The organism is Allobosea sp. OK403 (assembly GCF_900113835.1).
Taxonomy (GTDB): Bacteria; Pseudomonadota; Alphaproteobacteria; order Rhizobiales; family Beijerinckiaceae; genus Allobosea.
Genome location: NZ_FOQV01000003.1, coordinates 554,529 through 579,079 on the forward strand (window position 1 = coordinate 554,529; position 24,551 = coordinate 579,079).

General features: G+C 63.9%; 21 protein-coding genes. 12 read left to right on the forward strand and 9 right to left on the reverse strand.

The genetic code is table 11. From position 1 onward, the window contains the following. Window positions 1-130: 130 nt before the first annotated feature. Window positions 131-1,414 (reverse strand): glycosyltransferase family 4 protein, encoded by a 1,284-nt coding sequence (locus BMZ97_RS13785; RefSeq protein ID WP_092170204.1) that lies wholly within the window; start codon window positions 1,412-1,414, stop codon window positions 131-133. A 229-nt stretch (window positions 1,415-1,643) separates the two neighbouring features. On the opposite strand from BMZ97_RS13785, the gene BMZ97_RS13790 reads away from it, so the two are divergent. After that, complete coding sequence (locus BMZ97_RS13790; protein ID WP_175525555.1) at window positions 1,644-2,282, forward strand: CDP-alcohol phosphatidyltransferase family protein; 639 nt, start codon at window positions 1,644-1,646, stop codon at window positions 2,280-2,282. Between the two features lie 102 nt (window positions 2,283-2,384). Here BMZ97_RS13790 and BMZ97_RS13795 read toward each other — a convergent pair whose 3' ends face one another. Continuing rightward, window positions 2,385-4,160, reverse strand: coding sequence for a WcbI family polysaccharide biosynthesis putative acetyltransferase (locus tag BMZ97_RS13795; RefSeq protein ID WP_092170210.1), 1,776 nt, complete (start codon window positions 4,158-4,160; stop codon window positions 2,385-2,387). 241 nt (window positions 4,161-4,401) lie between these two features. Here BMZ97_RS13795 and BMZ97_RS13800 point away from each other — a divergent pair, with 241 nt between their 5' ends. From BMZ97_RS13800 to BMZ97_RS13815, 4 genes are all read left to right on the forward strand, one after another. Beyond that, window positions 4,402-6,162 (forward strand): fatty acyl-AMP ligase, encoded by a 1,761-nt coding sequence (locus tag BMZ97_RS13800; protein ID WP_092170213.1) that lies wholly within the window; start codon window positions 4,402-4,404, stop codon window positions 6,160-6,162. 67 nt (window positions 6,163-6,229) lie between these two features. Then, on the forward strand, window positions 6,230-6,478 hold the full coding sequence (locus BMZ97_RS13805) for an acyl carrier protein (protein ID WP_092170216.1): 249 nt from the start codon (window positions 6,230-6,232) through the stop codon (window positions 6,476-6,478). 265 nt (window positions 6,479-6,743) lie between these two features. Beyond that, window positions 6,744-7,637, forward strand: a complete 894-nt coding sequence (locus BMZ97_RS13810; RefSeq protein WP_092170219.1) for a metal-dependent hydrolase — start codon at window positions 6,744-6,746, stop codon at window positions 7,635-7,637. An 11-nt stretch (window positions 7,638-7,648) separates the two neighbouring features. Beyond that, a complete protein-coding gene (locus BMZ97_RS13815; RefSeq protein ID WP_092170221.1) occupies window positions 7,649-8,485 on the forward strand; it encodes a class I SAM-dependent methyltransferase in 837 nt (278 codons plus the stop codon). 88 nt (window positions 8,486-8,573) lie between these two features. Here BMZ97_RS13815 and BMZ97_RS13820 read toward each other — a convergent pair whose 3' ends face one another. Continuing rightward, window positions 8,574-9,347 (reverse strand): sterol desaturase family protein, encoded by a 774-nt coding sequence (locus BMZ97_RS13820; protein WP_175525556.1) that lies wholly within the window; start codon window positions 9,345-9,347, stop codon window positions 8,574-8,576. Between the two features lie 531 nt (window positions 9,348-9,878). Between BMZ97_RS13820 and BMZ97_RS13825 the strand changes: the two genes are divergently transcribed. Further along, complete coding sequence (locus BMZ97_RS13825) at window positions 9,879-10,613, forward strand: FkbM family methyltransferase (RefSeq protein ID WP_175525557.1); 735 nt, start codon at window positions 9,879-9,881, stop codon at window positions 10,611-10,613. Window positions 10,614-10,749: 136 nt separating this feature from the next. On the opposite strand, the gene BMZ97_RS13830 is transcribed toward BMZ97_RS13825, so the two are convergent. From BMZ97_RS13830 to BMZ97_RS13840, 3 genes are read right to left on the reverse strand one after another with little or no spacing between them, the layout of a single operon-like run. Beyond that, on the reverse strand, window positions 10,750-11,730 hold the full coding sequence (locus BMZ97_RS13830; RefSeq protein WP_092170230.1) for a hypothetical protein: 981 nt from the start codon (window positions 11,728-11,730) through the stop codon (window positions 10,750-10,752). A gap of 42 nt (window positions 11,731-11,772) precedes the next feature. Continuing rightward, entirely contained in the window at window positions 11,773-12,507 is a 735-nt protein-coding gene (locus tag BMZ97_RS13835; protein ID WP_092170232.1) for an ABC transporter ATP-binding protein, read from the reverse strand. After that, the gene (locus BMZ97_RS13840) at window positions 12,485-13,891 is read right to left on the reverse strand and encodes a KpsE/RkpR family capsule polysaccharide export protein (RefSeq protein WP_092170235.1); all 1,407 of its coding nucleotides are present in this window, start codon (window positions 13,889-13,891) and stop codon (window positions 12,485-12,487) included. Before BMZ97_RS13840 ends, BMZ97_RS13835 begins: the two co-directional genes overlap by 23 nt. 32 nt (window positions 13,892-13,923) lie before the next feature. On the opposite strand from BMZ97_RS13840, the gene BMZ97_RS13845 reads away from it, so the two are divergent. The 5 genes from BMZ97_RS13845 (at window position 13,924) to BMZ97_RS13865 (ending at window position 19,971) form a co-directional block, all read left to right on the forward strand. Beyond that, window positions 13,924-15,090, forward strand: coding sequence for a KpsE/RkpR family capsule polysaccharide export protein (locus tag BMZ97_RS13845; protein WP_092170238.1), 1,167 nt, complete (start codon window positions 13,924-13,926; stop codon window positions 15,088-15,090). 392 nt (window positions 15,091-15,482) lie between these two features. Further along, entirely contained in the window at window positions 15,483-16,943 is a 1,461-nt protein-coding gene (rfaE1, locus tag BMZ97_RS13850) for a D-glycero-beta-D-manno-heptose-7-phosphate kinase (protein WP_092170241.1), read from the forward strand. 34 nt (window positions 16,944-16,977) lie between these two features. Continuing rightward, complete coding sequence (locus BMZ97_RS13855) at window positions 16,978-17,508, forward strand: D-glycero-alpha-D-manno-heptose-1,7-bisphosphate 7-phosphatase (protein WP_244546403.1); 531 nt, start codon at window positions 16,978-16,980, stop codon at window positions 17,506-17,508. Continuing rightward, window positions 17,505-18,617, forward strand: a complete 1,113-nt coding sequence (locus BMZ97_RS13860; RefSeq protein ID WP_092170247.1) for an AGE family epimerase/isomerase — start codon at window positions 17,505-17,507, stop codon at window positions 18,615-18,617. The genes BMZ97_RS13855 and BMZ97_RS13860 overlap by 4 nt, the downstream gene beginning before the upstream one ends. Window positions 18,618-18,837: 220 nt before the next feature. After that, entirely contained in the window at window positions 18,838-19,971 is a 1,134-nt protein-coding gene (locus BMZ97_RS13865) for a polysaccharide biosynthesis/export family protein (RefSeq protein ID WP_244546404.1), read from the forward strand. 89 nt (window positions 19,972-20,060) lie between these two features. On the opposite strand, the gene BMZ97_RS13870 is transcribed toward BMZ97_RS13865, so the two are convergent. The 3 genes from BMZ97_RS13870 to BMZ97_RS13880 all read right to left on the reverse strand — a co-directional run bounded on the left by BMZ97_RS13870 (window position 20,061) and on the right by BMZ97_RS13880 (window position 23,033). Then, complete coding sequence (locus tag BMZ97_RS13870) at window positions 20,061-20,954, reverse strand: LysR family transcriptional regulator (protein ID WP_092170249.1); 894 nt, start codon at window positions 20,952-20,954, stop codon at window positions 20,061-20,063. Window positions 20,955-21,275: 321 nt separating this feature from the next. Then, window positions 21,276-22,265: an aldo/keto reductase gene (locus BMZ97_RS13875; protein WP_092170252.1), complete on the reverse strand. Its 990-nt coding sequence runs from the start codon at window positions 22,263-22,265 to the stop codon at window positions 21,276-21,278. 201 nt (window positions 22,266-22,466) lie between these two features. After that, window positions 22,467-23,033: a helix-turn-helix domain-containing protein gene (locus BMZ97_RS13880; RefSeq protein ID WP_092170254.1), complete on the reverse strand. Its 567-nt coding sequence runs from the start codon at window positions 23,031-23,033 to the stop codon at window positions 22,467-22,469. Between the two features lie 195 nt (window positions 23,034-23,228). Here BMZ97_RS13880 and BMZ97_RS13885 point away from each other — a divergent pair, with 195 nt between their 5' ends. After that, complete coding sequence (locus BMZ97_RS13885) at window positions 23,229-24,542, forward strand: alanine racemase (RefSeq protein ID WP_244546405.1); 1,314 nt, start codon at window positions 23,229-23,231, stop codon at window positions 24,540-24,542. Window positions 24,543-24,551 lie beyond the last annotated feature (9 nt).

A 24,551-nucleotide genomic window follows, 5' to 3' on the forward strand; every position in this document is an offset into this window, starting at 1 on the left:
CCGATCGGTCGCTCCCGTCCCGACATTGACCAGCCGTTAAACTGACCGATAAGCAAAACATCGGCCAATGACAATCCGCGAAAAAGGGCCTCTCTCAACCGGTCGTTTTCTTCACGGACGACAATGCCAGCTAGGGTCGACCTTCCCTCTCAATCCTTTGAATGAATGACGAGAGAGACGCGAAATACTCGCTCCATGTGTAAGGAGAAAACTCCCGGGAGAGGCGTATCGGCGCCGCGTCGTCATCCAGGAAGCGCAGAACTGCCTTTTCCCAGCCAGGACCGTCGATCGGATCGACGAAAACCGTCGCGGGATGGGCCACTTCGCGATGCGCGGGGATGTCTGAGGCCACGACGGGCGTACCGAGCGAGGCGGCCTCGACGACCGGCAGGCCGAATCCCTCGATGAAGGAGGGCATGAGCAAGGCACGGGCGCCGCTGATCAGGCGCTTTAACGCTGGCGTCGAGAGGCCGCTGACGATGTGAATATGCGCGCTGACTGCGCCCGAACGCTGCATTCCGTCGCGAATCTGCTGTCCCTGCCAGCCAGCGGCCCCTGCAACGACCAGATGAGGCGTTGCTGGTCCAAGCTTGCGATGGAGACGCTTCCAGACCTCGAGCAGCAATGCGTGGTTCTTGCGCGGCTCGATGGCTCCGCACACCACGAAGTAAGCAATACCGGCAAATGCGGGCTCTGGGTCAGGCGGCTCGCGGAACAGCGCCGGCACAGGCAATGGCAGCGCAAGCGTCGGCAGCGCGTGCGCTCCCCGGCGGCCCAGCTCCGTTTGGACGGCAACCTGCGCGGTGCGGGTCGTCACGATCACGCCCGCAGCGCGCCGCGCCGTTTGGTCAACCATGGCAGAGTGCCCCTTCGCCGCGGTCGCCGACACGTATTCCGGCGTTTCCAGCGGGATCACGTCATGCAGCATGAAGATCGGCCGAATGTCAGGACGGCGGTCCAGCCAGCGCAGCAGGAGCGGAAATGCGAGCCCGATCTGCCCGACATTGACATAGACCGTACCGGGCTTGAGCGCGTCGACGACGCTGTCGCCCCATCCAAACCCTGTCGCCCGCAGCAACGACGTCATCCTTTGCGCGAGAGCAAGGGAACTGCCTGGAGGCCGCCGCAAGGGAACCGCCTGGCCTTGCAGGCGCAGCTTCAGATGCCTCCAGGCTTCGTCCTCGTCATGCCGCTTGTTTTCGGACCAGAGTTCCTCCAGCCGGGTCAATCCGCGCAGAACGCGCTCCCGTGGAAACGCCCGGACACCCCAGGCCGTCGGAAGCAAAGCGCAGCACTCTTCGCTCGAATCCTGGAAGAAATGGCGTGCATAAGCCAGCTCCACCCGGTCGATCCCGCGGGGGGTCAGCGACAACGGCCCGAGGAATAATCGTGTCGCATCATAGGCGATCGGCACAGTGCGGTCCTAGCTTACAGGGGGCAGAGCGGGGTCGGGGGCGATGCGGATCGCGTCTCAGGAACGGGGGCGTCAGCTGCAGCATAGTCGTCGTGGTTCGTGCGCAGCACGACACCCTTGAAACGGCCGCCATGCTCGGGGATAGGTGGCTTGGATATTTCCGCCAACACAGCAGGCATCATTGATTCGGATCAATAACAGCCTTGTAAGCGGTGTCGAGCGGCAGGCGTTGGCCTGGCTCGTCAGGCGCATTCCTGCGCGTGTCACCCCTGACGGCCTGACGGCCTTTGGTATCTTTGGGGCCTTGGTGACCTTCGTCGGCTATGCGCTGACAGCCTGGTCCCCCACCTTTCTCTGGTTGGCCTCGCTTGGCCTGGTGTTTCACTGGCTCGGCGATTCACTCGACGGCAGCCTTGCGCGTTTCAGGAAGATCGAGCGGCCGAGATACGGATATTTTCTCGATCAGACGGTCGACGTGATCGGCAATGTCCTGATCTGCGTGGGAATGGGGCTGACGGCCTATGTTCGCATGGACGCAGCGCTGCTCGCGATGGCGGGCTACCACGCCTTGTCGATCTACTCGCTCGTGCGCGCCTGCGTTTCCGGCGAATTCCACGTTTCGCTCGCCGGGACGGGACCGACCGAGACGCGGCTGCTCATCGTCATGATGAACACGATGATCTTCTTTTTTGGCGCACCTCTGTTCGTGGTCGCTGGCATTGCGATGACGTGGTGTGACATCACCGTGATCCTGATGACCGCCGGCTATTTCGTTACCTTTGTCTATTTCCTGGTGAGCTACGCTCGCAGGCTTGCTCGGGAGGAAGGCGGTGGCGCAGAGACTACGTCGAAAGGCCCGCGCCGCTAGAGCGGTTTCCGATCCAACCGGATCGTTCAATTGCTCTAGGCCTCTGTTTTAACGCGTTGTCTTCACGCGAACCGGTGTCCACTTCACTCGAAAACGCTCTAGCTAGCCATAATAGGAAATATACTTCCGGACATAGTCCTCCCAGGTAACCCGCTCGCCGCGGACAAGGTATGTCTTCTGGGCATCAGCCCATCTGACTCCAAGGGCGGCCGCGACCTTCGGGTGGACCGGAACCTGTAGTCGGCGCAGCGAATCGAGCGACCCCGGCAGCCAGAAATGCAGGGAGAGGCCGAGCTCTCGGGTCACGTACTTCGCCAACATCTTCATGATCGCGCCATTCGGATGGGCTGTCGTGTAGAACACCTGCCTGCTTCTGAAGTTCTCGAGGATATAGGCCCCGATGCCGGCGGCGAATTTGCGGTCCATTTCCTCCAGGCGGCGCTCCTCGAACATGTGCAGGCGCTTGAAATCGATGACCCGTTCGATCTGCAGCGACTCATAGGCCTTGAAGCGGCGTTCGTGATCGGGAATTTCCCTTCGCAGGCGCGCCAGCAACCCGTCGAAATAGGTGAACTCGAAATTCGGGAGATCGCGATTGCGCGCCAGCTTGTCGTCCGGCCCGTTGAAGGCATCGAAGGGCCAGAGCGAGGCAAAGCGAACGCATGGGTAACGCAAGGTCGGCAACTGTTCCGGCACATGGTCGCGCAACGGATACTGCTCCCATTCCCTGATGTCCTGGATCAGCAGCATGTCGCACTCTTCCAGGTCGCGCTTTCCCTGCTCGTGCAGATTGGCCGGCAACTCCATGTAGTGGTGTTTCACCGAGAACTGGCGTGAGAAGCCGGAATGGCTGCGCAGCGCCTCGGTCAGCAGGTTACCCTGGCAATTGCCGAAGATGACGATCCGCTTCCTCGTCGGATGGCGCACGGGCCGCGGCTGATCCCGCTCTGACATGGAAGGCGCCACGACCTGCGGGGACAGCCTGCGCAGGTCGAGCGATCTCAGCAGGAGCGAGGCATTGCGGAAATGCCGTATCCGGAAATCGATCGTGCGCGGGACACCGACATCCATGCTCAGATCCATCGGCACGCCGAACGTGAACGAGACATGACCTTTCGCGAGATCGTCCGCGTTGAACCTGCCAAGGCCGAGCGAGGTGCCGTCGCGCGTCTTGACGGCGATTTCGAGAGCCGGGTCCGCCTGGCGCCGGGCCCCCTTGAGGTCGCAGGCCAGATCGACGCGATAAGTCCCCACCGGAAGCCGCAATATCCCCGAGCTGCGGCCGAGCTTCAGCCGACTGATCGAGACCGGAGACAGGCTCACACCACCGGAGCGCGGCAAGGTGCGCAGCCGCCCCAGCAGCCGCCAAGCCTCGATCGCCGCCGGCAGGCTGTCTGCGGGGTCGCCCGACGCCTCGCTGTGCAGCGTGACGTCGCGCATCGTCAACCAGGCGTTTCCGAAATGGGTGAAGCGGAATTCGAAGGGTGCATCGGCCCCGCCCTCAATGCTCAGCTCCAACGGCACGTCGAACGTCACACTCTGCTCGCCACTGCGCAGATCCGCTGCGGTGAAATCGCGCCAGGCGCGCAAGATCCGGTTTTGCGCGACGACTTCGAGGCCGAGCGCAGGGTGATCACCCTGCAACGGCATCCGCACCCCACAGCGGAAGGAGATGCGATACCGCCCCTGCGAAAGCCGCAGGAACGGGCCATAGAGAAATGCCTGCGCCGGTATCAACAGGAGGACCGAAACGGTGCCATTGGCCCAGCGTCGCGCCGGCTCACGCACTTCCATCAAGGGAAGCAGCGGCCGTGCATCGGCAGACCGATATTCCTGCTGTGCCTCTTGCGTCATTCCGGCTGCCGCCGTCACGCCCATCGCCCGTTCCGCCAGATTTGATCCTGCAACCGCATGTCGTCTAACATCACTTGCAAGCGCATGCAGCGGGCGATCAGAAGCTTGTCTATGTTGACCACCGATCCCGACAAGCTTCACTCGACCAGCCTCCTTTTACATGCCAATCGCGTGCCGCGAGCCATCCTGGACGGCTCCGCGGAGGCCGATCGTAAAACCCCGCCCCCTCGGCAGCCGACAATATTTCCTTTCAAGACTGGGTGAGATGCGCGGATTTTCGTCCCTTGCCGAGGTGCTGCAGCACCAGGCGGTCCAACGGCCCGATGTGGCTGCGGTAACGGTCTATTCCGACCGACCGGGTGAGCGGCCATCCCTGACCTTCGCCGGGCTCCATGCACAGGCCGCGTGCCTGGCGGAGCAATTGGCCGCCGAGAGCGTGCCCGGAGACCGGGCTTTGCTGATTTTTCCGTCCTGCCTGGAATTCGTCGTCGCCTATTTCGCCTGCCTGATGGCCGGCGTGGTCGCGGTGCCGATGATGCCGCCGCGCCGCAATGCGAATCACGATGCCAGTGCGGCCATCATGGCCGACTGCACGCCGCGCCTGGCGCTCAGCCTTGCTGCGGACCCTGACCCGCGTGGCACATTACGGGAGCGCCTGACCGAGCGCGGCATACGCCATTTCCCGGTCTCTCTGGCGCCGGACCCGCCCCTTGCTCCAGGACCGCTGCGCGGCACCACGGAGCTCGCCTTCCTGCAATACACCTCCGGCTCCACTGCGACGCCCAAGGGCGTCATGGTCAGCCACCGAAACCTGCTCGACAATCTCGAGATGATGCGGGCGCGCCTCGGCAATCACACGGATTCGGCGCATGTGAGCTGGATTCCGCTCTATCATGACCTCGGCCTCATCATGAGCCTGCTGCAGCCGATCTATCTCGGCGCGCCTTGCGTCCTGATGACCCCTTCGGGCTTCATGCACCGGCCGCTGAACTGGCTGCGGGCCGTCCATGAACATGGTGCCGAGGTCGCGGCCGCCCCCAACTTCGCCTATGATTTATGCGTCGATCGCTTTCGGCAGGAGCAGATGGAGGGCGTCGATCTCAGCGGCTGGAAGATTGCCCTGAACGGCGCCGAGCCAGTGCGTGCGGCGACGCTCGAGCGCTTCGCCGCCACCTTCGAGCCCTATGGTTTCGACGCTCGCGCCATGCGCCCGGCCTATGGCCTCGCCGAAGCCACCCTGCTGGTCAGCGCAGCGGACCGCGGAGCCGTAGCGCGCATTCGCGAGGTCAGCGCCAGCGGTTTGAAGGCCGCTTGTATCGCAGCGCCCGAACATCCAGGCGATATCTCCCGGATCGCGAGCTGCGGTTCCGCCATGGCCGGTTTGTCTCTGGCCATCGTCGATCCCGACACAAGGCGCCGGCTGCCGCCGGGACAGATCGGCGAGATCTGGCTTCAAGCTTCGTCGGTCGCCTGCGGCTATTGGGAGCGGCCAGCTGAAAGCGAAGCGACTTTTCGTGCTCGCATCGAGACGGATTCGGAACGTTCACCAGCACAGCCAGGTTGCTGGCTGCGCACCGGAGATCTCGGCCATCTCGACGCCGATGGCGAACTCTATGTCGTCGGGCGCCTGAAGGATGTGATGATCATCAGAGGGGTCAATCATTATCCGCAGGACATCGAAGCAACCGTGGCGGCCAGCCACCCATCGCTACGGCGGGACCATGGCGCGGCCTTTGCTATCCTCGATGATGCGGGCAACGAGCAGATCGTCGTCGTGCAGGAGATCGAGCGCACGCAGCGGCACTCGCTGGCGGAGGCCGAGGTAACGTCCGCCGTGCAGGCGGCCGTGGTGAACAACCACGACATCGCCCTGCACAAGATCGTGCTGATCCGACCAGGAACGCTGCCAAAGACGACCAGCGGCAAGATCCAGCGCAGCCTCACCAAGCGGCGCTGGCTGGATGAGGAGCTGGAACCCTGGAGCAGCGCCGACCAGCCAGCCGATAAGCCGGCGGATTCGCATTGACGTTTCGCGCCGGCCACCACAGTCGAGATCGTGAACCCGGCCTCATTCATTTGCTGACAGGATCTTCATGCCATCGGATTCCGAAACGGAGCAGTTCTGCAAAACATGTCTGGCCGAGATGCTCGACATCGACGAGAGCGAGATTCTGCCCTCCACGGCATTCGCCAGCCTGGGCCTGGATTCGGCTGCAGCTGTCCATTTCGTCCTGGAAACGGAGCAGAGGCTGGGGATCGAGCTCTATCCGGGCGTCACTCACGACTACCCGACCGTTGCGGAATTCGCGGCCTATCTCGGCCAGCGTCTCGGGGCCTCCTAACGTTGGTTCCTGGAGCATTGCGCGAAAAAGTGGGTACCGGTTTTTCGCAAGAGCAATGCTCTAAGTTTTTAGAAACGATCACGTCGCATTCGGACGAAACCGTCCGAATGCGACGTGATCTATGCTGCGCTTGCCGTGCTTTGCGCCGGCGCTATGTTGGCGCGGTCTCCCGACGAGCGACGGAATGAAGCTCCGCAGTCGACTGGCCCGCGGGGCTAGAGGCTGTTAGGGACGACGCATTTTTTCGAGTGGATGGACAGGTGTCATGGCGGAGGCGGGCGTGCACGGGTCGGCGCATATGGGCAATCCGGATGACATCATCCCGCGCGACATCCGTTTCGGCATTCTCGAGAACGCGCAGCGACACTGGCTGGACGGCGACATCATCAAGACGGTGCTGATCGACGGCCTGTCGATCTTCCTGCCGGAGGGCGAGCGCTTCTTCATCCGCTCGCTGAAACATTACGGGCCGAAGATCGCCGACCGGGAGCTTGCCGCCGAGATCAACGGCTATGCCATCCAGGAGGCCTTCCACACCCGCGAGCACGAGGAATACAACCGGGCCATGACCGCGCTCGGCTATGACGTGGAAAAGATGGAGAAGCCGATTCGCCTTGGCTTCGAGGTGGTCAAGAATCCGCTGCATCGGCTGGCGATCACCTGTGCGATCGAACACATGACGGCCACCCTATCGAGCCTGACGCTCCGCCATCCGGAATTGCTGGACAATGCGGCGCCGGCCTATCGGCGGCTGTGGATGTGGCATGCGCTGGAGGAGCTGGAACACAAGGCGGTGGCGCTCGACGTCCTCAAAGCCGCTACGCCCGACATGTCGCGCTGGCAGCGCTACCTGGTGCGTGTCCTGGGGATGAACGCCACTCTGTTTCCCTTCCTCGTCCTTTTCCTGAGGAACGTCCCGATCTATGCGAAGGCGGATGGTGTGAAGACCGGGCTGCGCTTCTGGCTGCGCTTCATCTGGGTGACGCTGGTCGCGCCCGGCTACTGGCGGCGCTGCATGCCGAATGTGCTGCGCTACTACCTGCCGGGCTTCGATCCGCGCAACAGCGACGACGCCGAACTCATGCGCAAGGGCCGGGAGTGGCTCGCCAACGACATGCCGCCGGGGCGCGCGGCTACGCCTGCAAATCCGGCTGTCTGAGAGAGCCCGTCATGGCGAGCCGCATATTCTCCGGCATGCTGGAAGCAATGGACAGGGGCGCCTTCCCCAAGGGTCGCAAATGGCTCTGGCGGCGCCTGTACAACATGCTGTCCCGCTCATGGCGGGACGACGACTGGCGCTTCATGAATTACGGCTTCCTGCCCGCCGAGGCGATGTTTCCGCTAGAGCCCGGAGACGAACCCGACCGCCCCTTCATCGGGCTTTATCACCAGGCCGTCTCAGGACTGCCGGTCACTGGCTCGCGCGTCCTCGAGGTCGGCTCCGGTCGCGGCGGCGGAGCACGCTATATCGCACTGTATCACGCGCCCGCCTCGGTGACCGGCCTCGACTATTCACCGACGACGGTGCGCCTTGCGCAACGGCTTAACCGGGACACGCCGACGCTCACCTTCCAGACGGGCGACGCCGAGCAGCTGCCCTTCGCCGACGGCTCGATGGACATCGTCGTCAACATCGAATCCTCGCATTGCTACGGCAACGTCGCCGCCTTCGCGCAGGAGGTCGGGAGGGTGCTCTCCCCAGGCGGCTGGTTCACCTTCGCCGATATGCGCGGCAAGGCATCGCTTCCGGAGCTCGATCGCCAGCTCGCGGCATCGGGATTGACGTTGAAGGAAGACCGGGACCTTTCGGCCGGCGTCGTTGCCGCCCTCGACGCGGCCGATCTGCGCAAGCGCGAGCGCATAGCAAAAGCGCGATTGATGCGGGGCTTCATCGCGGAGTTCGCCGGAGCGAAGGGCTCGATCCTCTATAACGAGCTGGCCGGAGGCGGAGTTGTCTATGTCGCGCGCCGCTATCAGAAGGCAGCATCATATTTGCCGGCAAATTAAACCAGGGCAAGGCTAAGCCGGAGCTCCACCGCCGCCGACGATCCCTTTGGATTATTTCGCCATCTGGACGTTTGCGAGCGTGCCGCCCTCAGCGCCGTTCCGGCCCCAGCTGAGGCTCCGAGGGCGCAGCCGCCTCCCCCGCCTCGAAGGTCTTGAGCGTTTCATCGTAGCGCGGATGCAAGGTGCCCATCCAGCGATCCCAAAACGAAAACGTATGTCCGAAGTTGAACCGGAACGTCCCATGATGCTGGTCGTGGAACACCGTGCTCGCGAGCGGCCAGGGCGCGCGTCCGGCAGGCGACGCGAAGTGTTCGTAACCGGCATGGCCCAGCATGCCGCTGATCTGATCATAGAGCTTTTGCAAGACCAGTATCTGCCAGGGGATCGGCAGAACGAAGACGACGAGTGCGTAATAGGCCTGGTTTAGCAGAGCTTCGAGGAAGCTTTCATGATGATTGCTCCAGACGGTCGGCGCCACGCTCTTATGGTGCAGGGCATGGAAGCGATAGAAGGGCTTGCGGTGCAGAAGGCGGTGAACCCAGTAGAACCAGGCATCGTACAGCACAACCGAAACGAGCAGCATCAGCGGACCCGACCACCAGGAGAGCTCGAGCGGCGCAATCGTCCAGCCTTGCTGCTGGGCGAAGAGACCGAACACGAAGCAGGTTGTCAGCGTCAATATCGACACCGGCGCCTGCTTGAGTTCCTGCCATTTGCGATTGTTCACGCGATCCTTCTGAATGCGCCGCTCGGGATGGCGCGCATTCATGATCTCAAAAAACAGACCGGTCAGCAGCATGACCAGCACGATGGCGCCGACGACGATGGCAAAGAGTGAGAGAAACTCGATGAGAAGCGTCACGGTCTGAATTTGCCTCAGGCAATCTGCTCTTGCGCGACCAAGACTAGCCATCCGCCGGAGCGGTCGCCACCCCTCGAACCAGGGAATGTGCTGAACGCATGAGCAAAAATCTCAGGCTTGCTCCGCCTTGGAGACGAACTCGCTTGATCTGCAAGGCCGTCGCTCACTGTCCAAGAATCCTAAATGGTCTCAAGAACGCCGACGGCGGACACGCCCGACCTTGTCCTTGACAACGCCACCTCCGAAGCCGATGCACGCGCCGGTCACGTGCTGGAGCGTTGCGTGCTTGGGGCATCGCCACAGAGTCGGTTCTCGCCGTAACAACAGCTGCAGGCCGAGTGGCCTTACGATGAGATTTGCGTTCGAGCTATGGAAAAGCTGACGAACATGGCGTTGCCCCCGCATCCAGCCTCGACGCCTATTCTGCCCGGAGCGATCCTCTCGCTTGCAGATCTGTGCGATCGTGACCGCTATCATGTCGAGCGCGCCTGCCGGGCAGCGACCCAGACAGCCTATCTCGGCGATCACATCGTGCTGGCGCGCATCCTGGGACGATACAAGGCCTTTCTCGACCCCCGCGACCGCGGCTTTGCCGCCCATCTGATGCTCGATGGCTACTGGGAGATGTGGCTCACCCAGTTCTTCGCCCGGTCGCTCAAAACCGGCATGCATGTCGTCGATGTCGGAGCGAATTTTGGCTATTACTCCCTGCTGATGGCCGATCTCGTAGGTCCATCGGGCAGCGTGGTCGCGGTGGAGCCCAACCCGGCGGCAGCGCAGATGCTGACGCGGTCCCTCGAGCTGAATGGGTTTGCAAGCCGCAGCACCGTCATCACGGCCGCCGCCGGCGCTGGAGAGGGCGTGGGCCGGTTGTGGGTGCCGGACGGCGAGCCGAAGAATGCGACCGTCGTCGTCGACAGTGCCGTGACGGATGGCGACCTCGTAACCGTTCGCAGCCTCGACGCGATCCTGGCGGAGGCGCCGCGCGTGGATTTCCTCAAGATCGATACAGAGGGCGCCGAAGAGGACGTCACTCTCGGTCTCAGCCAGACGATCGTGCGCTGGCGCCCGCGCATGATTCTCGAGTTCAATCCCGGACGCTGCCGCGACCCGCAAGGATTGCTCACGCGGCTTCGCAACTCGTATCCTGTCCTGCAGCTGCTCGGCTATGATGCGGAAGTCGCTCCGGCCGGAGACGCCACGTTGCTCGATCCGACCAATCGCGAAGACCGCCTGCTTTATCTCGAGCCAACCGCGTCGCTCTAGAAGCAAGGTCCGATCCAGTTGGATCGTTCAGTTGCTCTAGATCTTTGTTTCAACGCGTTTTCTTCACGCGAACCGGTATCCACTTCGCTCGAAAACGCTTTAGCAGGCTGCGCTGTCACCGCTGAACCGCCGCAGGTCAAATAACGACTTGTGCCGCGGCGGAATGCGTGAGTTCGACCTGCCCGAGCGCGACACGCCCCTCGATCGCCCCCTCTTCGGTACGGACGTGGAACTCCACAGGATGCTCCGGCTCAGCGACCAAAAAACTGAACTGGGCTGCGAATATCCCTTCCCGACGCGGCCGCATGCGGGCTTCGCCAAGCAAATTCGGGCCAAAAGCCGAGACCTTGAGCGGTAATCCGATCGCTTCCTTCGTGAAGCCCAGCGTCAGCTTGGCGCTCCAGCGTCCGGCGGAGAGATGCAGATAGGGGCCGTAATAGAGAACGCGCGAACCGCCAGTCGCATCCGCAACCAGCGGGGCCTCCTCGTTTGGCTTGTCGCCTGCAAAGAAGACGCGGTGAGGCCATATGGACTTCAACGGCACGTCGGGATCGTGGATATGCGCGACTGCGTTCTCCAGTACCAGCGTGACGATTCCCTCCTCGCTTTCGGACAGGGGACGCGCGCCTGAAGAACGAGGCGGCAACGGTCCAATGGAGGCGAGCAACGCCTCCAGGACGTCGCCTGGCAGCACGATGCCAAGATGACGTGCCATGGCACCGAGCAGTTGCCTTGGCTCCAGCCGATCGGACGCATCGAGAATCAAGGCCCTGCGCTGCCGCAGGCAATCGGTGAGCAGCGCAACGCTCGCGCCAACCGTTCGGACGGCTTCAAGCACCGAGCCTTGATGATGTTCCAATTGATAACAGACAGCAGCGGCGCCCGACGTCGTGAAGGCCAGGATCGGCATCTGCTGCGCCACCACGGCGTCTCGCAGCGAGCGAGATGGGAACTGCGAGCAGACGAGCGCCGTCGCGCCCGCGCCCTGCTCGTAGGAGTCGAACCGGTCGATCCAACGATGCTCAAAACCCGGATTCACTGTTTGCAGAAGCAGGCGAAGGGCCTCGAAACCCCAGGCCGTAAACTGGCCCGGCATGCCCAGCGCTACAATCGCCATGCTGCCAGAACCGAAACCGGCTCGCCCCCGACGCGTGGTGGTTCAAAGAGTTGCATAGATCGCGCAAGCCAGATCGAGATCGTAGAATACCCGCCCCCGCCCCTGCTTGAGGACGAGCGCCGAACTGCAGAATTCTTTGGCGAACTCCATCGAATGGATCGCCATCAGCATGGCCCTGTCTTTCCGCTTCACGAGCAATTCATCGTGGCAGCGTTGCTGAAAGCGCCTGTCGCCGACCAATATGACCTCGTCGATCAAATAGCACTCGAAATCGATGGCAAGCGAGAGCGCGAAGGCCAGCCGCGCGCGCATGCCGTCCGAATAGAAGCGAACCTGGGTGAAGAGCTGGCTCCCCAATTCGGTGAAGTCGGCGACGTACTCGATGGTCTCCTTAAGCGGCGCGCCATAGAGCGTGGCGATGAAGCGGCTGGTGTCATAGCCCGTCATCTGGCCTTCGAAGCCACCGCCGAGGCCCAATGGCCAGGACATGTTGAGGCCACGATGCACGCTGCCATGGGTCGGCTTTTCCACCCCGGCGAGAATTTTGATCAAGGTCGACTTGCCGGCGCCGTTGCGGCCCAGGACGGCCATGCGCTCACCAATCCCGACGCTGAAAGAGATGCCATCCAGCACACGGCGGGGACCATGTTCGGTTTGGAACTCCTTGATGACATTATCGGCCCGCACGGCACGGGCAGATTGCGCCCCGCCGGCGCCATGGCGGTCGGCGAGCCCACCTGCCGGCGCCGCCGCTTCAGGGTTGATGTGCACGGACATTATCGATGACGGAGCGCAGGATCGTGAAGACCGAAAAGCTCAGCACGATCGAGATGGCAATCCAGAGAAGGCGTTTCGGCTGGCTCGGATAGTCGGCGGCATGAGGCTCGACGACACGTTCCAGATAAAGCTGCTGCCGCTGGGCGTCCATCCGGGCGGTTTCGAGGGCCGCGAGCGCCGAGGCCAATGCACGATCCGCGAACTCCCGTTCGAGCACCAAGCGCTCATAGTCCGCGATGATCGGCGCCAGCGCTTGAGCCGAGCCCCCGATCTGCCGCTTCTCCTCGACGATCTGCTGGTCGATCGCCTGGATGCGATTGCGCAGATTGGATATCTGCGGCCCTTGCGGCGAGCTCCGCAGGGCCTCCGCCAGTTGTGCGCTGGCCTGAGCGACCTCGAAGGACAGTTTGCCGATGGTTTCCAGGAGATTCTGGGAGGATTTGGCCGGATCGACGGTCCCTGCCCGCGTCCGAAACGCCGTCAATTCCTCGCGCCTGTCGAAGGCGCGGGCCTTTGCCGATTCGACCTCCCTTTCGGCGGCCCGGATCGTATCGCGACGGGCGCGCTCGTTCAGACGGTTGATCAAAGCCTCGGAACCGACGAGCAGCACTTGCGCGATCTTGACCGCATCGTCGGGCCGGAAAGCCTGGATGACGAGCGTGCTGATACCGGTAGCACTATCCTGTTTGATCGAGATGAAATCGAGGTAGCGTTCGAACATCTTCTCCTGCAGGTCGCGCGTGAACCAGCCGGGGAAGCGCCAGAGCGGATCGGCCTCCGGCCGCGACATGAGGGCACGCAGATCAGCATCCCGCACCAGCAGCGCCACCGCATCACGCGAGCGCATAAACTCGTGCACAGCACTGGATTCGTCCGAGGCGCGCTGCGTCCCGGATGTCTGGATCAGGCTGCTCAGCTGATCGACATTGGCCCGGCTCGGGCTGCGCACGACGAACTGCGCCTCGGAGGTATAGCGATCAGCGGCGATGACGCCGAAATAGAGCAGTGCGAGCACGCTTGGCAGCACGAATGTCAGCAGCATCAGCGCGCGACGCCGCAACCAGAGGAGCCAGCTGGGCCGTTCAATCTCAAGCGGCCCGTTCAAATCGCCGCCGCCGGAACGCAACGGCACGAGCTCGACATAGTCCGGGACGATTTCCCGTGTAACGAACTGAGACATCGCCGGCTTCTGCTCTCCGCCCGAGAATGCTAAATAGCAGGCTGACTCGTGGATAGGAATGCCGAATCGATGTTCCCGACCGCTGCGGCCTTGGGCTATGCCATGAGCCCGAAAACGAGGCGGCGGGACTGTGGCAAGGTGTCGGCATGAGGCAACGGCTGGAGAGGTTCTCACGCCGGCTGCGGCCTGCGGCGCGGGCCGCATGGTTGCCGGCTGCCAAGCGCTTGCGAATGCCGATGTCACAGGGGGCCGACGAAGCCCGCGAGCCGCCGGCGCTCACCCTGCATCCGAACCCTGCGGGCATCCGGTTGACCCGGAGCAAGCTCGCCTTGCTGGTCATGGTCGCGCTGCCCACGATAGCGTCGACATTGTATTTCGGCTGGATTGCGTCGGATCGTTTCGTCTCTGAATCGACATTCGTCGTCCGCTCGGCGAAATCGCCTGTCGCGGGGGGCCTCGGAGGCTTGCTGCAGATGGTGGGCATCTCTGGCTCGCAGGACGATTCCTATTCGGTCCAGGAATATATGCTCTCGCGCGACGCAATCTCGGCGCTGTCGCAGCGCCTGCCGCTGCGCGCGATGTTCGACCGGCCCGGCGCGGACTTCGTCGCTCGGTATCCCAACCTGCTATACGGTAAAAGCGAGGAAGAGCTGTTCCAGTACTACAAGTCGCGGGTTGAAGTGGTCCACGTCACAGCGACGGGCCTGACGACATTGAAGGTCCAGGCGTTCCGTGCGGACGACGCGCTCATGATCAGCCGCACCTTGCTCGGGCTCGGCGAGGAACTGATCAACCGTATGAACGAGCGCATTCGCGCCGACGCGATCCGGTTCGCCGAAGCCGAAGTGTCGCGCGCGCAGGAGCGCCTGGTCGAAACGCAGATCGCGATCACCGAGTTCCGGAACCGCGAACTCATGCTCGATCCATCGAAGAGTTCGCTGATCGTGGCGGAGCTGATCGGCCGGCTGTCAGCCGAGCTCGCCGCGGTGACGGCGCAGCTTCGCGAGGTCGAGGCGTCTTCGCCGAGCTCGCCCCAGATCCCCGGCCTGCAACGCCGGATCGCCGCGTTAGAGGGCCAGATCACGCTCGAACGCCAGCGCGTTTCCAACGCCTCGGACGGCCTGGCCGAAAAGATTGCGGGCTATGAGAGGCTCAACCTGCAGCGGGAATTTGCGGTGAAGGCACTGGCATCGGTCGTGACGAGCCTTGAGCTCGCGCGCAACGAGGCCAGGCGCCAGCAGCTTTATCTTGAGCGTGTGGTGGAGCCGCACGCGGCCGACAATTCCGAACAGCCGCGCCGCCTGCATAGCGTCTTGGTGATTTTCGCCGGAAGCCTGCTGCTGTTTTTCGTCACATGGATGATTATGGTCGGGACGCGGGAGCATGCGCTTGCGAGGCGTTGAATCTGACGCGCCCAGCGCATTCGCTATGTCGACATGCCGGAGGTTCTTCGCGGCAAGTATCAGTACTTCACCGAGGCCGAGATGAGCCAGGCACGCAATGCCGGGGTCACCGAAGGCGGTCCATCTCCGGAAACGTGCATCGATGCCTATGTCCGGCAATGGATGCCGTTCGCTGGCGGGATCGTCAGTTATAGCTGCCCAGCGAGAGTCCTCCCGCCCCTTGGCCTGTCGGCGCGGCAAACCCGCAGCTCCACCGCCAGATGGGTTGCCTCCTGCTCCATCAGGAATAGACGCTTACATTCCTAATATCGGGATACGGTTCCGTTCTTGCACCGTGACCTGCAGCGGGATTACACGCCATACGGGCGGGCCGAATAACGAAGCGGGGGGCGATGCTCGATTTTTCCAGCCGGCGCGTGCTGATCGTCGGCGACGTGATGCTCGACGTCTATTGCGAAGGTTCGGTGGCGCGGGTCTCACCCGAGGCGCCCGTGCCGGTGGTGCTGATGTCGGCCGAGCGGTATGTGCCGGGCGGCGCAGCCAATGTCGCCGCCAATGTCGCAAGCCTCGGTGCCAGCGCGCATCTGGTCGGGGTGGTCGGCGCCGACACCAATGCCGAATTGCTGCGCCGAACGATGGCAGCCCATCTTCCCGCCATCTCGCTCAGTGAGATGGTGACGGCCGCAGGGCGCCCGACGACAACCAAGACGCGCATCATCGGCAACAAGGCTCAGGTGGTGCGGCTCGACCGCGAGCAATCGGCACCGCTGGAGCCAGCGGTCGAGCAGGCGCTTCTCGCCCATGTCGAGGCAGCGCTGCCGCATTGCGACGTCGTCGTCCTCTCCGATTACGCCAAGGGCGTCTGCACGGATGCGGTAATCCGCGGCGTAATCGCGCTGGCGGCGCAGGCGAAGAAACCTCTGCTGGTCGATCCCAAGCGCCGGGATTTCTCGGTCTATGCCGGCGCGGCGATCATCAAGCCGAATCTCAGGGAGCTCGAGGCGGCGACGCAGCCGACCGATGCCAGCGACGAATCGGTCGAGCGGGCCGCGCGCGCAGCCACGGCGCTAACCGGAGCGAGCATCATCGTCACGCGCTCGGAGCGCGGCATGTCCTATATCGGCGCCGAGGGGCCGGCTCTCCATATCCCGACAGCCGCGCGCACCGTGTTCGACGTCTCCGGCGCGGGCGACACGGTGATGGCGGCGCTGGCGGTGGCCCTGAACCCGGCCGAGCCCAGCGATGGCGCGGCGCATGCGCTGGCCATCGCCAACGCGGCTGCCGGCATCGTCGTCGGCAAGGCTGGGACCGCGACGGTTAGCACCGCCGAGATCGCAGCCGAAATGGCACGCCCGGCGCTGGCCGGCGGCTCGGCCGCCAAGATCGCGACGCGCACCCAGGCGCGCGCCATCGCCGCCGCCTGGCGCGCTCAGGGCCTGGTGGTCGGCTTCACCAATGGCTGTTTCGACCTGCTCCATCCCGGCCATGTGCAACTGCTCGAACGCAGCGCCGAGACCTGCGACCGCCTGATCGTGGGGCTGAACACCGACGCTTCAGTTAGCCGGCTGAAGGGCCTGTCACGACCTGTCCAGCGCGAGGCGGCGCGGGCGCGCGTGATGGCGGCGCTCGGCATGGTCGATCTCGTGGTGCTGTTCGACGAGGACACGCCGGCTGAGATCATCAAGGAGCTCCTGCCGCAAGCCCTGATGAAGGGCGCGGACTACACGGTCGAGACCATGGTGGGGGCGGATACGGTGATGGCGCATGGCGGCCGCGTCGTGCTGATCGACCTCGTGCCCGATGAGTCGACGACCGCGCTGGTGCGCCGGGCGACGGTCAAGCCCAACTCCTAGCGCCAGGGACGGCCCCCATTCAGCGGAGAGGATCTTGGACGACACTGGCAAAAGAAGCGCCGCCTTCTTCGACCGCGACGGCGTCCTCAATGTCGATCACGGCTATGTCGGCCGGGTCGAACAATTCGAATGGATCGAAGGCGCGCGCGCGGCAATCGCGCGGCTCAATCGGCTCGGCCTCCTGGTTTTCGTCGTCACCAACCAATCCGGCGTCGCACGTGGCTATTACACCGAAGCGGACGTGCAGACGGTCCATGCGCATATGGCGGCCGAACTCGCCGCGATCGGCGCGCATATCGATGCCTTTCACTATTGCCCCTTCCTGCCAGGGGCGAGCGTGGAGCGCTACGATCGCGATTCCCCCTTGCGCAAACCGGCGGCCGGCATGCTTCTCGAATTAATCGAGCGGTTCGAGGTTGATCGCGCGGGCAGCTTCATGATCGGCGACAAGAGCAGCGACATGGCCGCGGCCCAAAATGCCGGCGTCAAGGGATTGTTGTTCAAGGGCGGCGATCTCGACGCCTTTGTCACGGCCCATCTGCACCGCAAAGACCTCATCACATGAGCGTCGCCGCGCTACGGCGATGGTTCGTCGAGCAAGCCCTGCCGCTCTGGGGCAGCGCCGGTTTCGATGCCCGCGAAGACCAGTTCGTCGAGCAGATCGCCTTCGACCGGACGCCGCTGCTCGATGTCCCGCGCCGCGCGATGGCCCAGGCCCGGCAGATCTATGTGTTCGGGCTCGCGCATGAGCGCGGCTGGTTTCAGGGCGGCGACCAGCTCGCCGAGCTCGCCTATCGCCAATTGATCGCGCGCTATGGCGAGGCCGGCGGGACGCGAGGCTGGGCGTTTTCAGCCGACCGGAGCGGCCGCATCGTCGATGCGAGGCGCGATCTCTATGCCCAGGCCTTCGTGCTTCTGGCGCTTGCGACCATCAGGCGGCTCGGCGGTGGCGCGGAGCCGCTCAGGCTTGCCCACGAGACCCTCGCATTCATGGACGCCGAAATGGCGGTCCGGGCCGGAGGGTATCTGGAAGCGACGCCGGGGCCTGTCGCGACGCGCCGGCAGAATCCCCATATGCATCTGCTCGAAGCTTTCCTCGCCTGGCACGCCGTGGCGCCGGATGAAGGCTTCGACGCCCGCGCCTGGGCGATCGTCGATCTGCTCGAACGGCGCTTCCTCGTCCATGGAGTCGACGACGTTGCGCTCGTCGAATGTTTCGACGAGCGGCTCGCACCGCTTGGCGGGCCGGACTACGCTTTCGAACCAGGCCATCATTTCGAATGGATCTGGCTGCTCTCCGAATGCGCGCGGCTCACGGGCCGGAGCCATGCGGGACTGGCACAGGCCTTGTGGTCAAGCGCGCTGAGGTTCGGTTTCCGTGACGATGGGGCGATTCTCGACGCAGTCACGATCTCCGGCAGGAGGCTCGACAGCGGGGTTCGGCTCTGGCCTCTCACCGAAGCTCTGAAAGCTTGCGGCTCCCGTCTTGCCGTCCCGCCGGGCGCGATCGCTCGCGAGCCTGATGAAATTGCCGAAACCTTGCTCGCCACCTTCCTGCGCCCGGCGCAGCCGGGGCTCTGGCTGGATCATTTCGACTCCAGCGGCAGGTTGACGAGAAACAACGCGCCCAGCAGCTCACTATACCATCTGTGCTGTGCGCTTTCACAGTTCTGATGGCATTGAGAACCTGATCGAGACATCAAAAACGGTTGGCATTTTAGTAATCATATTCGCCAAAGGCGTAGCGAATGTAACCCCTTGGCGATGCGGCAAGTCCACACTTCGCAACGAACTTGTTCGCGGCTGATCGCCCTCATTTGCAATTGGGCGGATCGGTGTTAGTCGCCGAGTGTGGTGGGGGATTGGCTTGGTGCGGGTCGGACTTGTCGCAATTGTGTCTACACTGTCGCTAGCGGGCTGCAGCAGCCTGCCGGCAAGCGGTCCATCGACATCGGACATCACCTCGCAGACCGAGACGGAGCTGGGCCGCTCGTTTGAACTGGTCGATCTGGCGCCAGCCGCACTCGCGACGCTGAATGCCCGCGCAGTCGACAGTTTCAGCGGCAGCTTCCGTGATCACAGCGTCATAGCTGAATCACGGATCGGCATCGGTGATTTCATCGCCGTGACAATCTGGGAAGCCGGCGCCGGCGGCCTATTCTCCGCGCCATTGACGACCGACCGTTTCACGCCAGGGTCGCGCACCGCGACGATCCCGGAGCAGGCTGTCGCCCGCGACGGAACCATCTCCGTGCCCTATGCCGGCCGCGTCAGAGTGGCTGGCAAGACCGCCGCGGAGGTTCAGGAGACGATCGAGGAGCGGCTCGCCGGCAAGGCGATCCAGCCGCAGATCCTGGTCACGATGAGCAAGCAGATCAGCAACACCGTCGCCGTCACCGGCGAGGTTGCTTCAGGTGGCCGCATTCCGCTGTCCAACAAGGGCGACCGCGTCCTTGAAGTGATTGCTGCGGCCGGCGGCATTCGCGCGCCCGTCAACGAGACGGAAGTCCGCCTGACGCGCGGGCCCCGGACGCTCGCAGTCCCGATGATCACGATCGTCAACAATCCCAACGAGAACATCTATCTCCGCGGCGGCGATACGCTGACCCTGGTGCGCAACCCGCGGACCTTCATCGCCGCGGGCGCGACCGGCCGGAACGCCGAGATCCCGTTCGAGGCCGACGCCATGAACCTCGCTCAGGCGCTGGCAAAGGCCGGCGGCCTGCTCGACTTCCGCGCCGATCCCGAAGGCGTGTTTCTGTACCGGTTCGAATCGTCGGAGACGCTTCGGCGCATCAAGCCGGATAGTCCGCTCCTTGCCTATGGCCGGCAGGTCCCGGTCATCTATCGCGTGAACCTGCGTGATCCGAACGGGCTCTTTGTCGCGCAAGGGCTGCGCATGCAGCGCGGGGATATCCTCTACGTATCGAATGCACCGCTGACGGACGTGCAGAAGGCCTTCTCGATCTTCCAGAGCCTGGCGTCGCCTGCCGTGCAAGGCGTCAGCATCGCTGCCGGATACCGATAACAACTCGACCGTGCCGGGCCTGCATGACAGGCTTCGGAAAGCGGGATCGCGCGCGTGCTGGCCCGCCCCCGCCACGATCTGGATGGCGCTCAACCTCGGTAGCGGAGCGCTTCGACGACCAGCTCAAAGGCCGGCGAGGGTTGGCGCCGGCTCGTATAGTAGAAGTGATAGCCTGGGAATGGCGCGCACCAATCCTCCAGCACGCGTATCAGCCGGCCATCAGTGATATGATCCTGGACGAGATCGTCGGGCACATAACCCAGGCCGAAGCCGGCAAGGGTCGCCGTCAGGACCGGGTCGATGACGTTGAAAACGAGTTGCCCCTCGACACGAACCTTCAATTCGCGGCCGTCCTTCTCGAACTCCCAGGGCAGCAGGTTTCCATAGGTCGGAAGGCGCAGGTTGATGCAGTTGTGGGCGGTCAGGTCCTGCGGCGTCAACGGCTGCGGCCGCGTCGCGAAATAGGCTGGTGCCCCGACGACCGCCATGCGCATTTCCGGCCCGAGCCGGACCGCGATCATGTCCTTCGCCACCTGCTCGCCAAGGCGAACGCCGGCGTCGTAACGCTCAGTGACGATATCGGTCAGGCCGTAATCCCGGATGATCTCGACCGTGATGTCGGGATAGCGCGGCAGGAACTGCTCGAGCCTCGGCCATAGGATCGTCCTGGCCGCGTGGTCGGCCGTGGTGATGCGAATTGTGCCGGCGGGCTTCTCGCGCAGCTCGCTCAGAGCGGTGATCTCGGCCTCGATCTCCTCGAAACGTGGCCCGACCGTCAGCAGCAGCCGCTCGCCGGCTTCCGTCGGCGCGACGCTGCGGGTGGTACGCGTCAGGAGCCGCAGCCCCAGGCGCTCCTCAAGACCACGGACCGTGTGGCTCAGCGCCGATTGCGAGACACCGAGCTTGGCGGCGGCTCTCGTAAAGCTGCGCTCACGTGCGACGGCGAGAAAGGAAATGAGATCGTTGAGGTTCTCGCGCGCCATTCATGAATCCGGCCGATAAATGCATACGGACTATAACACCTAATGGGTCCGCGGCCTTTTCGGTAGATTGGCGGCTGAAACTGGCGGGACCGGCGCTGCGACGCTCCTCTTCCCGCGCCCTCGGCTCGGCAGCTCAACGGTCACCCGGCGAGCATCGACAGAAACTCGCCATAATCGGACAATGCGCGTCCAAGCGGCTGCCGGCTGCGCCGCGACGACGGCAGGGTCTCCGGCAGCGCAGCTGGAACATGATGGATTCCGATTTCCGAGAAAAGATCGAGCCCGCGCGAGAGGCGCGCGGGCTCGCGATGGCGACAGGCTTCAGCGACCGACGGTGGCCAGGAGCTGCGCCGGATAGCGCTCGCCTTCGACCTGGATCTCCGCTGCGGCACGCTGGATCTCGGCACGGTCGGTCGCGGTCAGCTCGACCTTCGCCGCCGCCAGATTTTCCTCGAGCCGATGCAGCTTGGTGGTGCCGGGAATCGGCACGATCCAGGGCTTCTGCGCGAGCAGCCAGGCGAGCGCGATCTGGGCTGGCGTCGCCCTCTTCTCGACGGCGATGCGCTTCAGCAGATCGACCAGCGCCTGGTTCTTCTCCATCGCGTCGGGCGTGAAGCGGGGCAGGATCTTGCGGAAGTCACCCTCGGCGAGAGCGGTGTCCTTGCCCATCGCCCCGGTGAGGAAGCCCTTGCCGAGCGGGCTGTAAGCGACGAGGCCGATGCCAAGCTCCTCGCAGGCTTCCAGGATGCCATTGCTCTCGGGCCCGCGCGTCCAGAGCGAATATTCGTTCTGGAGCGCCGTGACGGGCTGCACCGCATGGGCGCGCCGCACGGTCTGGGTGCCCGGTTCGGACAGGCCGAAATGCTTCACCTTGCCCTCTACGATGAGGTCCTTGACCGCGCCGGCGACATCCTCGATCGGCACATTGGGATCGACGCGGTGCTGGTAGAGCAGGTCGATCACCTCGACGCCGAGCCGCTTCAGCGACCCCTCCACTGCTGCGCGGATCGTCTCGGGCCGGCTGTCCAGACCCGCTTGCTTGCCGTCTTCGAACCTGAAGCCGAATTTGGTGGCGATCACGACCTGGTCGCGGATCGGCGCCAGCGCCTCGCCCACGATCGCCTCATTCGTGTAGGGGCCATAGACCTCGGCCGTGTCGAAGAAGGTAACGCCCCGCTCCACCGCCTGGCGGATCAGCGCGACGCTCTCTTCCCTGCCCAACTCGCTGCCATAGCCGAAATTCAGGCCCATGCAGCCGAAGCCGATCGCCGAGACTTCAAGCCCGCTCGTCCCAAGGACACGCTTTTGCATAACTCATTCTCCATTCCGCAGCGGGTCTTCGACCGCGCGTTGGCATGAAGTTAAGCGTGTGGCCTGCGATCAATTAGGCGCGATAAGCTGCATGACGTCATGCCGACTGCTCATAAATCCCTGAAGCCGAGCGTCGCCCAAAGCGCGCGCGCCATCGCATTGCCCCGTTCCCGAGCCCCGATCCCGAAGAGTGCCGGAGCTTTAGGAATTGCTCAGCACCGCGACGGCATAGACGCATGTCCGGTCGCTCTCGTTCTTGAAGACGCAATCGCCGGGAGGGCCGAGTTCGAGGCAATCACCTTCCTTCATCTCGTGCCGCGTCTGCCCTTCCACAAAGACGAGCTCACCATCCAGCACCCAGATCAGTTGACGCATGAAGGCGTAGGCCGAGGCGGGCATCGGCACCTCCTTCCCGGCCGGCAATTCGATGCGCACCAGGTCGAGCGGCAGGTCCGAGCGCGGCGAGACATGGCGGCGCACATAGCCGGTCTGCGGATCGACCCATAGCGGCTGATCGGCCTTCCGCAGCAGCCGCCCCTGCTGCATCTCCGCCCGCGCCATCAGCGTCGACATGCTCAGGCCGAAAGCTCCGGAGAGCTTGCCGAGCAAGGTCGCCGTCGGGCTGCTCTCGGCCCGCTCCACCTTGAAGATCATGGCGCGGGACACCGACGCCTTTTCAGCGAGGTCGGACAACGACCAGCCCCTGCCCTCCCGTTCGATGCGAATACGAGCGCCAATGCGCTGATCGATGCCGTCAGATTTCGCCATACGTGATACTATAGTGGACGGATCCCCAAAATCAAAAGCGGGCCGCGCTGCAACATGGTGTCTCCGCACGCCCTCATCCCGTACTCGCGAAGTGACCACACACGATGCCGGATGCGCGCCCTCGAATGATAAATGACAACGTTGTCATGAACGATCGATCCTGCTAGAGGCAGGTTCGCTGGGAGGAGCAGCCCAATGATGCAGTCGATCACGGATGGCGAACGCATGGATGGCGAAAGCATGCGTCTCGACGCGAGCTTGCGCGGCGTGCCCTTCGCCCAGCCGGTATCGCCGCAGAACCTCATCGAGGCGGGCCTGCGCCCGAGCCATGGCGAATTGTCATTGCCAGCTCTGACCTTGGACGAGGCGGCGCTTGCCTCCAATCGCGAGATCTTCTTCCGCTATCTCGCAGCCCATGGCGCGCTGGTTGCGCCGCACGCCAAGACGCCGATGTCGCCCGAGATCGTCGCGGAATTACGCCAGGCCGGCGCCTGGGGCGCCTCCGTCGCCAATCTCCAGCAGGCGGCAGTGCTGATGCAGGCCGGCGAGCCGCGGCTGCTGCTCGCAAACCAGATCGGCGGCATCGCTGCCGGCCGGCGCCTGGGCGCGCTGCTCGCTGCCCACCCCCAAGTCGAGATCACCGCTTTCGCCGATTCTCCTGCCTCCGTCGCTGGTCTTGCAATTGCCGCTGAAGCGGCCGACCGCCAGGGGCTGCCGATCCTCGTCGAGATCGGCACTGGGCGCGCCGGCGCACGCGATGCGCAGGCCGTCGAAGCGGTCATCACGGCGGTCGGCGCCTCCAAGGGGCGGCTTCGTCTCGCTGGCGTCGCGACCTATGAGGGCGCCGCTGCCAGCCCCGATCCCGTCGCGACCCAAGCCGCCATCGCCACGCTCATAGAGCGCACGATCGCGGCTTTCGCCCGCATCCGCGCAATCGAGCCCGAGGCCCCCTTGCTGATCAGCGCCGGCGGCTCGGCCTATTTCGATCTCGTCATTGCGGCGCTTTCGCCGGTGGCGCAGGCGGATGGGCGAGCGAGCCTGCTCCTGCGCAGCGGCGCGATCTTCTTTTCCGACCATGGCATCTATGCCCGCGCCTTCGCGGCGCTCGACGCCCGCGGCGGTCTGGTCATGGGTGACGAGACGCTGTCGGCGGTCGCGAGCTTCCGCCCGGCATTGCGGCTCTGGGCCGAGGTGCTGTCCCGGCCGGAGCCTGGGCTCGCCATCGCCGGCTTCGGCATGCGCGACGTCTCCTTCGACCAGGGCTTGCCGCGACTGCTGAGCGTTCATCGCGACGGGGTTGAGCTTGCAGGGATGGAGGGCGTCACCGTCGAACGGCTGAATGACCAGCACGCCTTCCTGACCCTGCCGGCCGATTGCGATCTCACGGTCGGCGACATCCTGTGCCTCGGCATCTCCCATCCCTGCACCTGTCTCGATCGTTGGCGGGCGGTCTTCGGATTGACGCAGGACGGCACGGTCGGGCGCGTGCTGCGCACGCATTTCGGCTGAGTGGCGAGG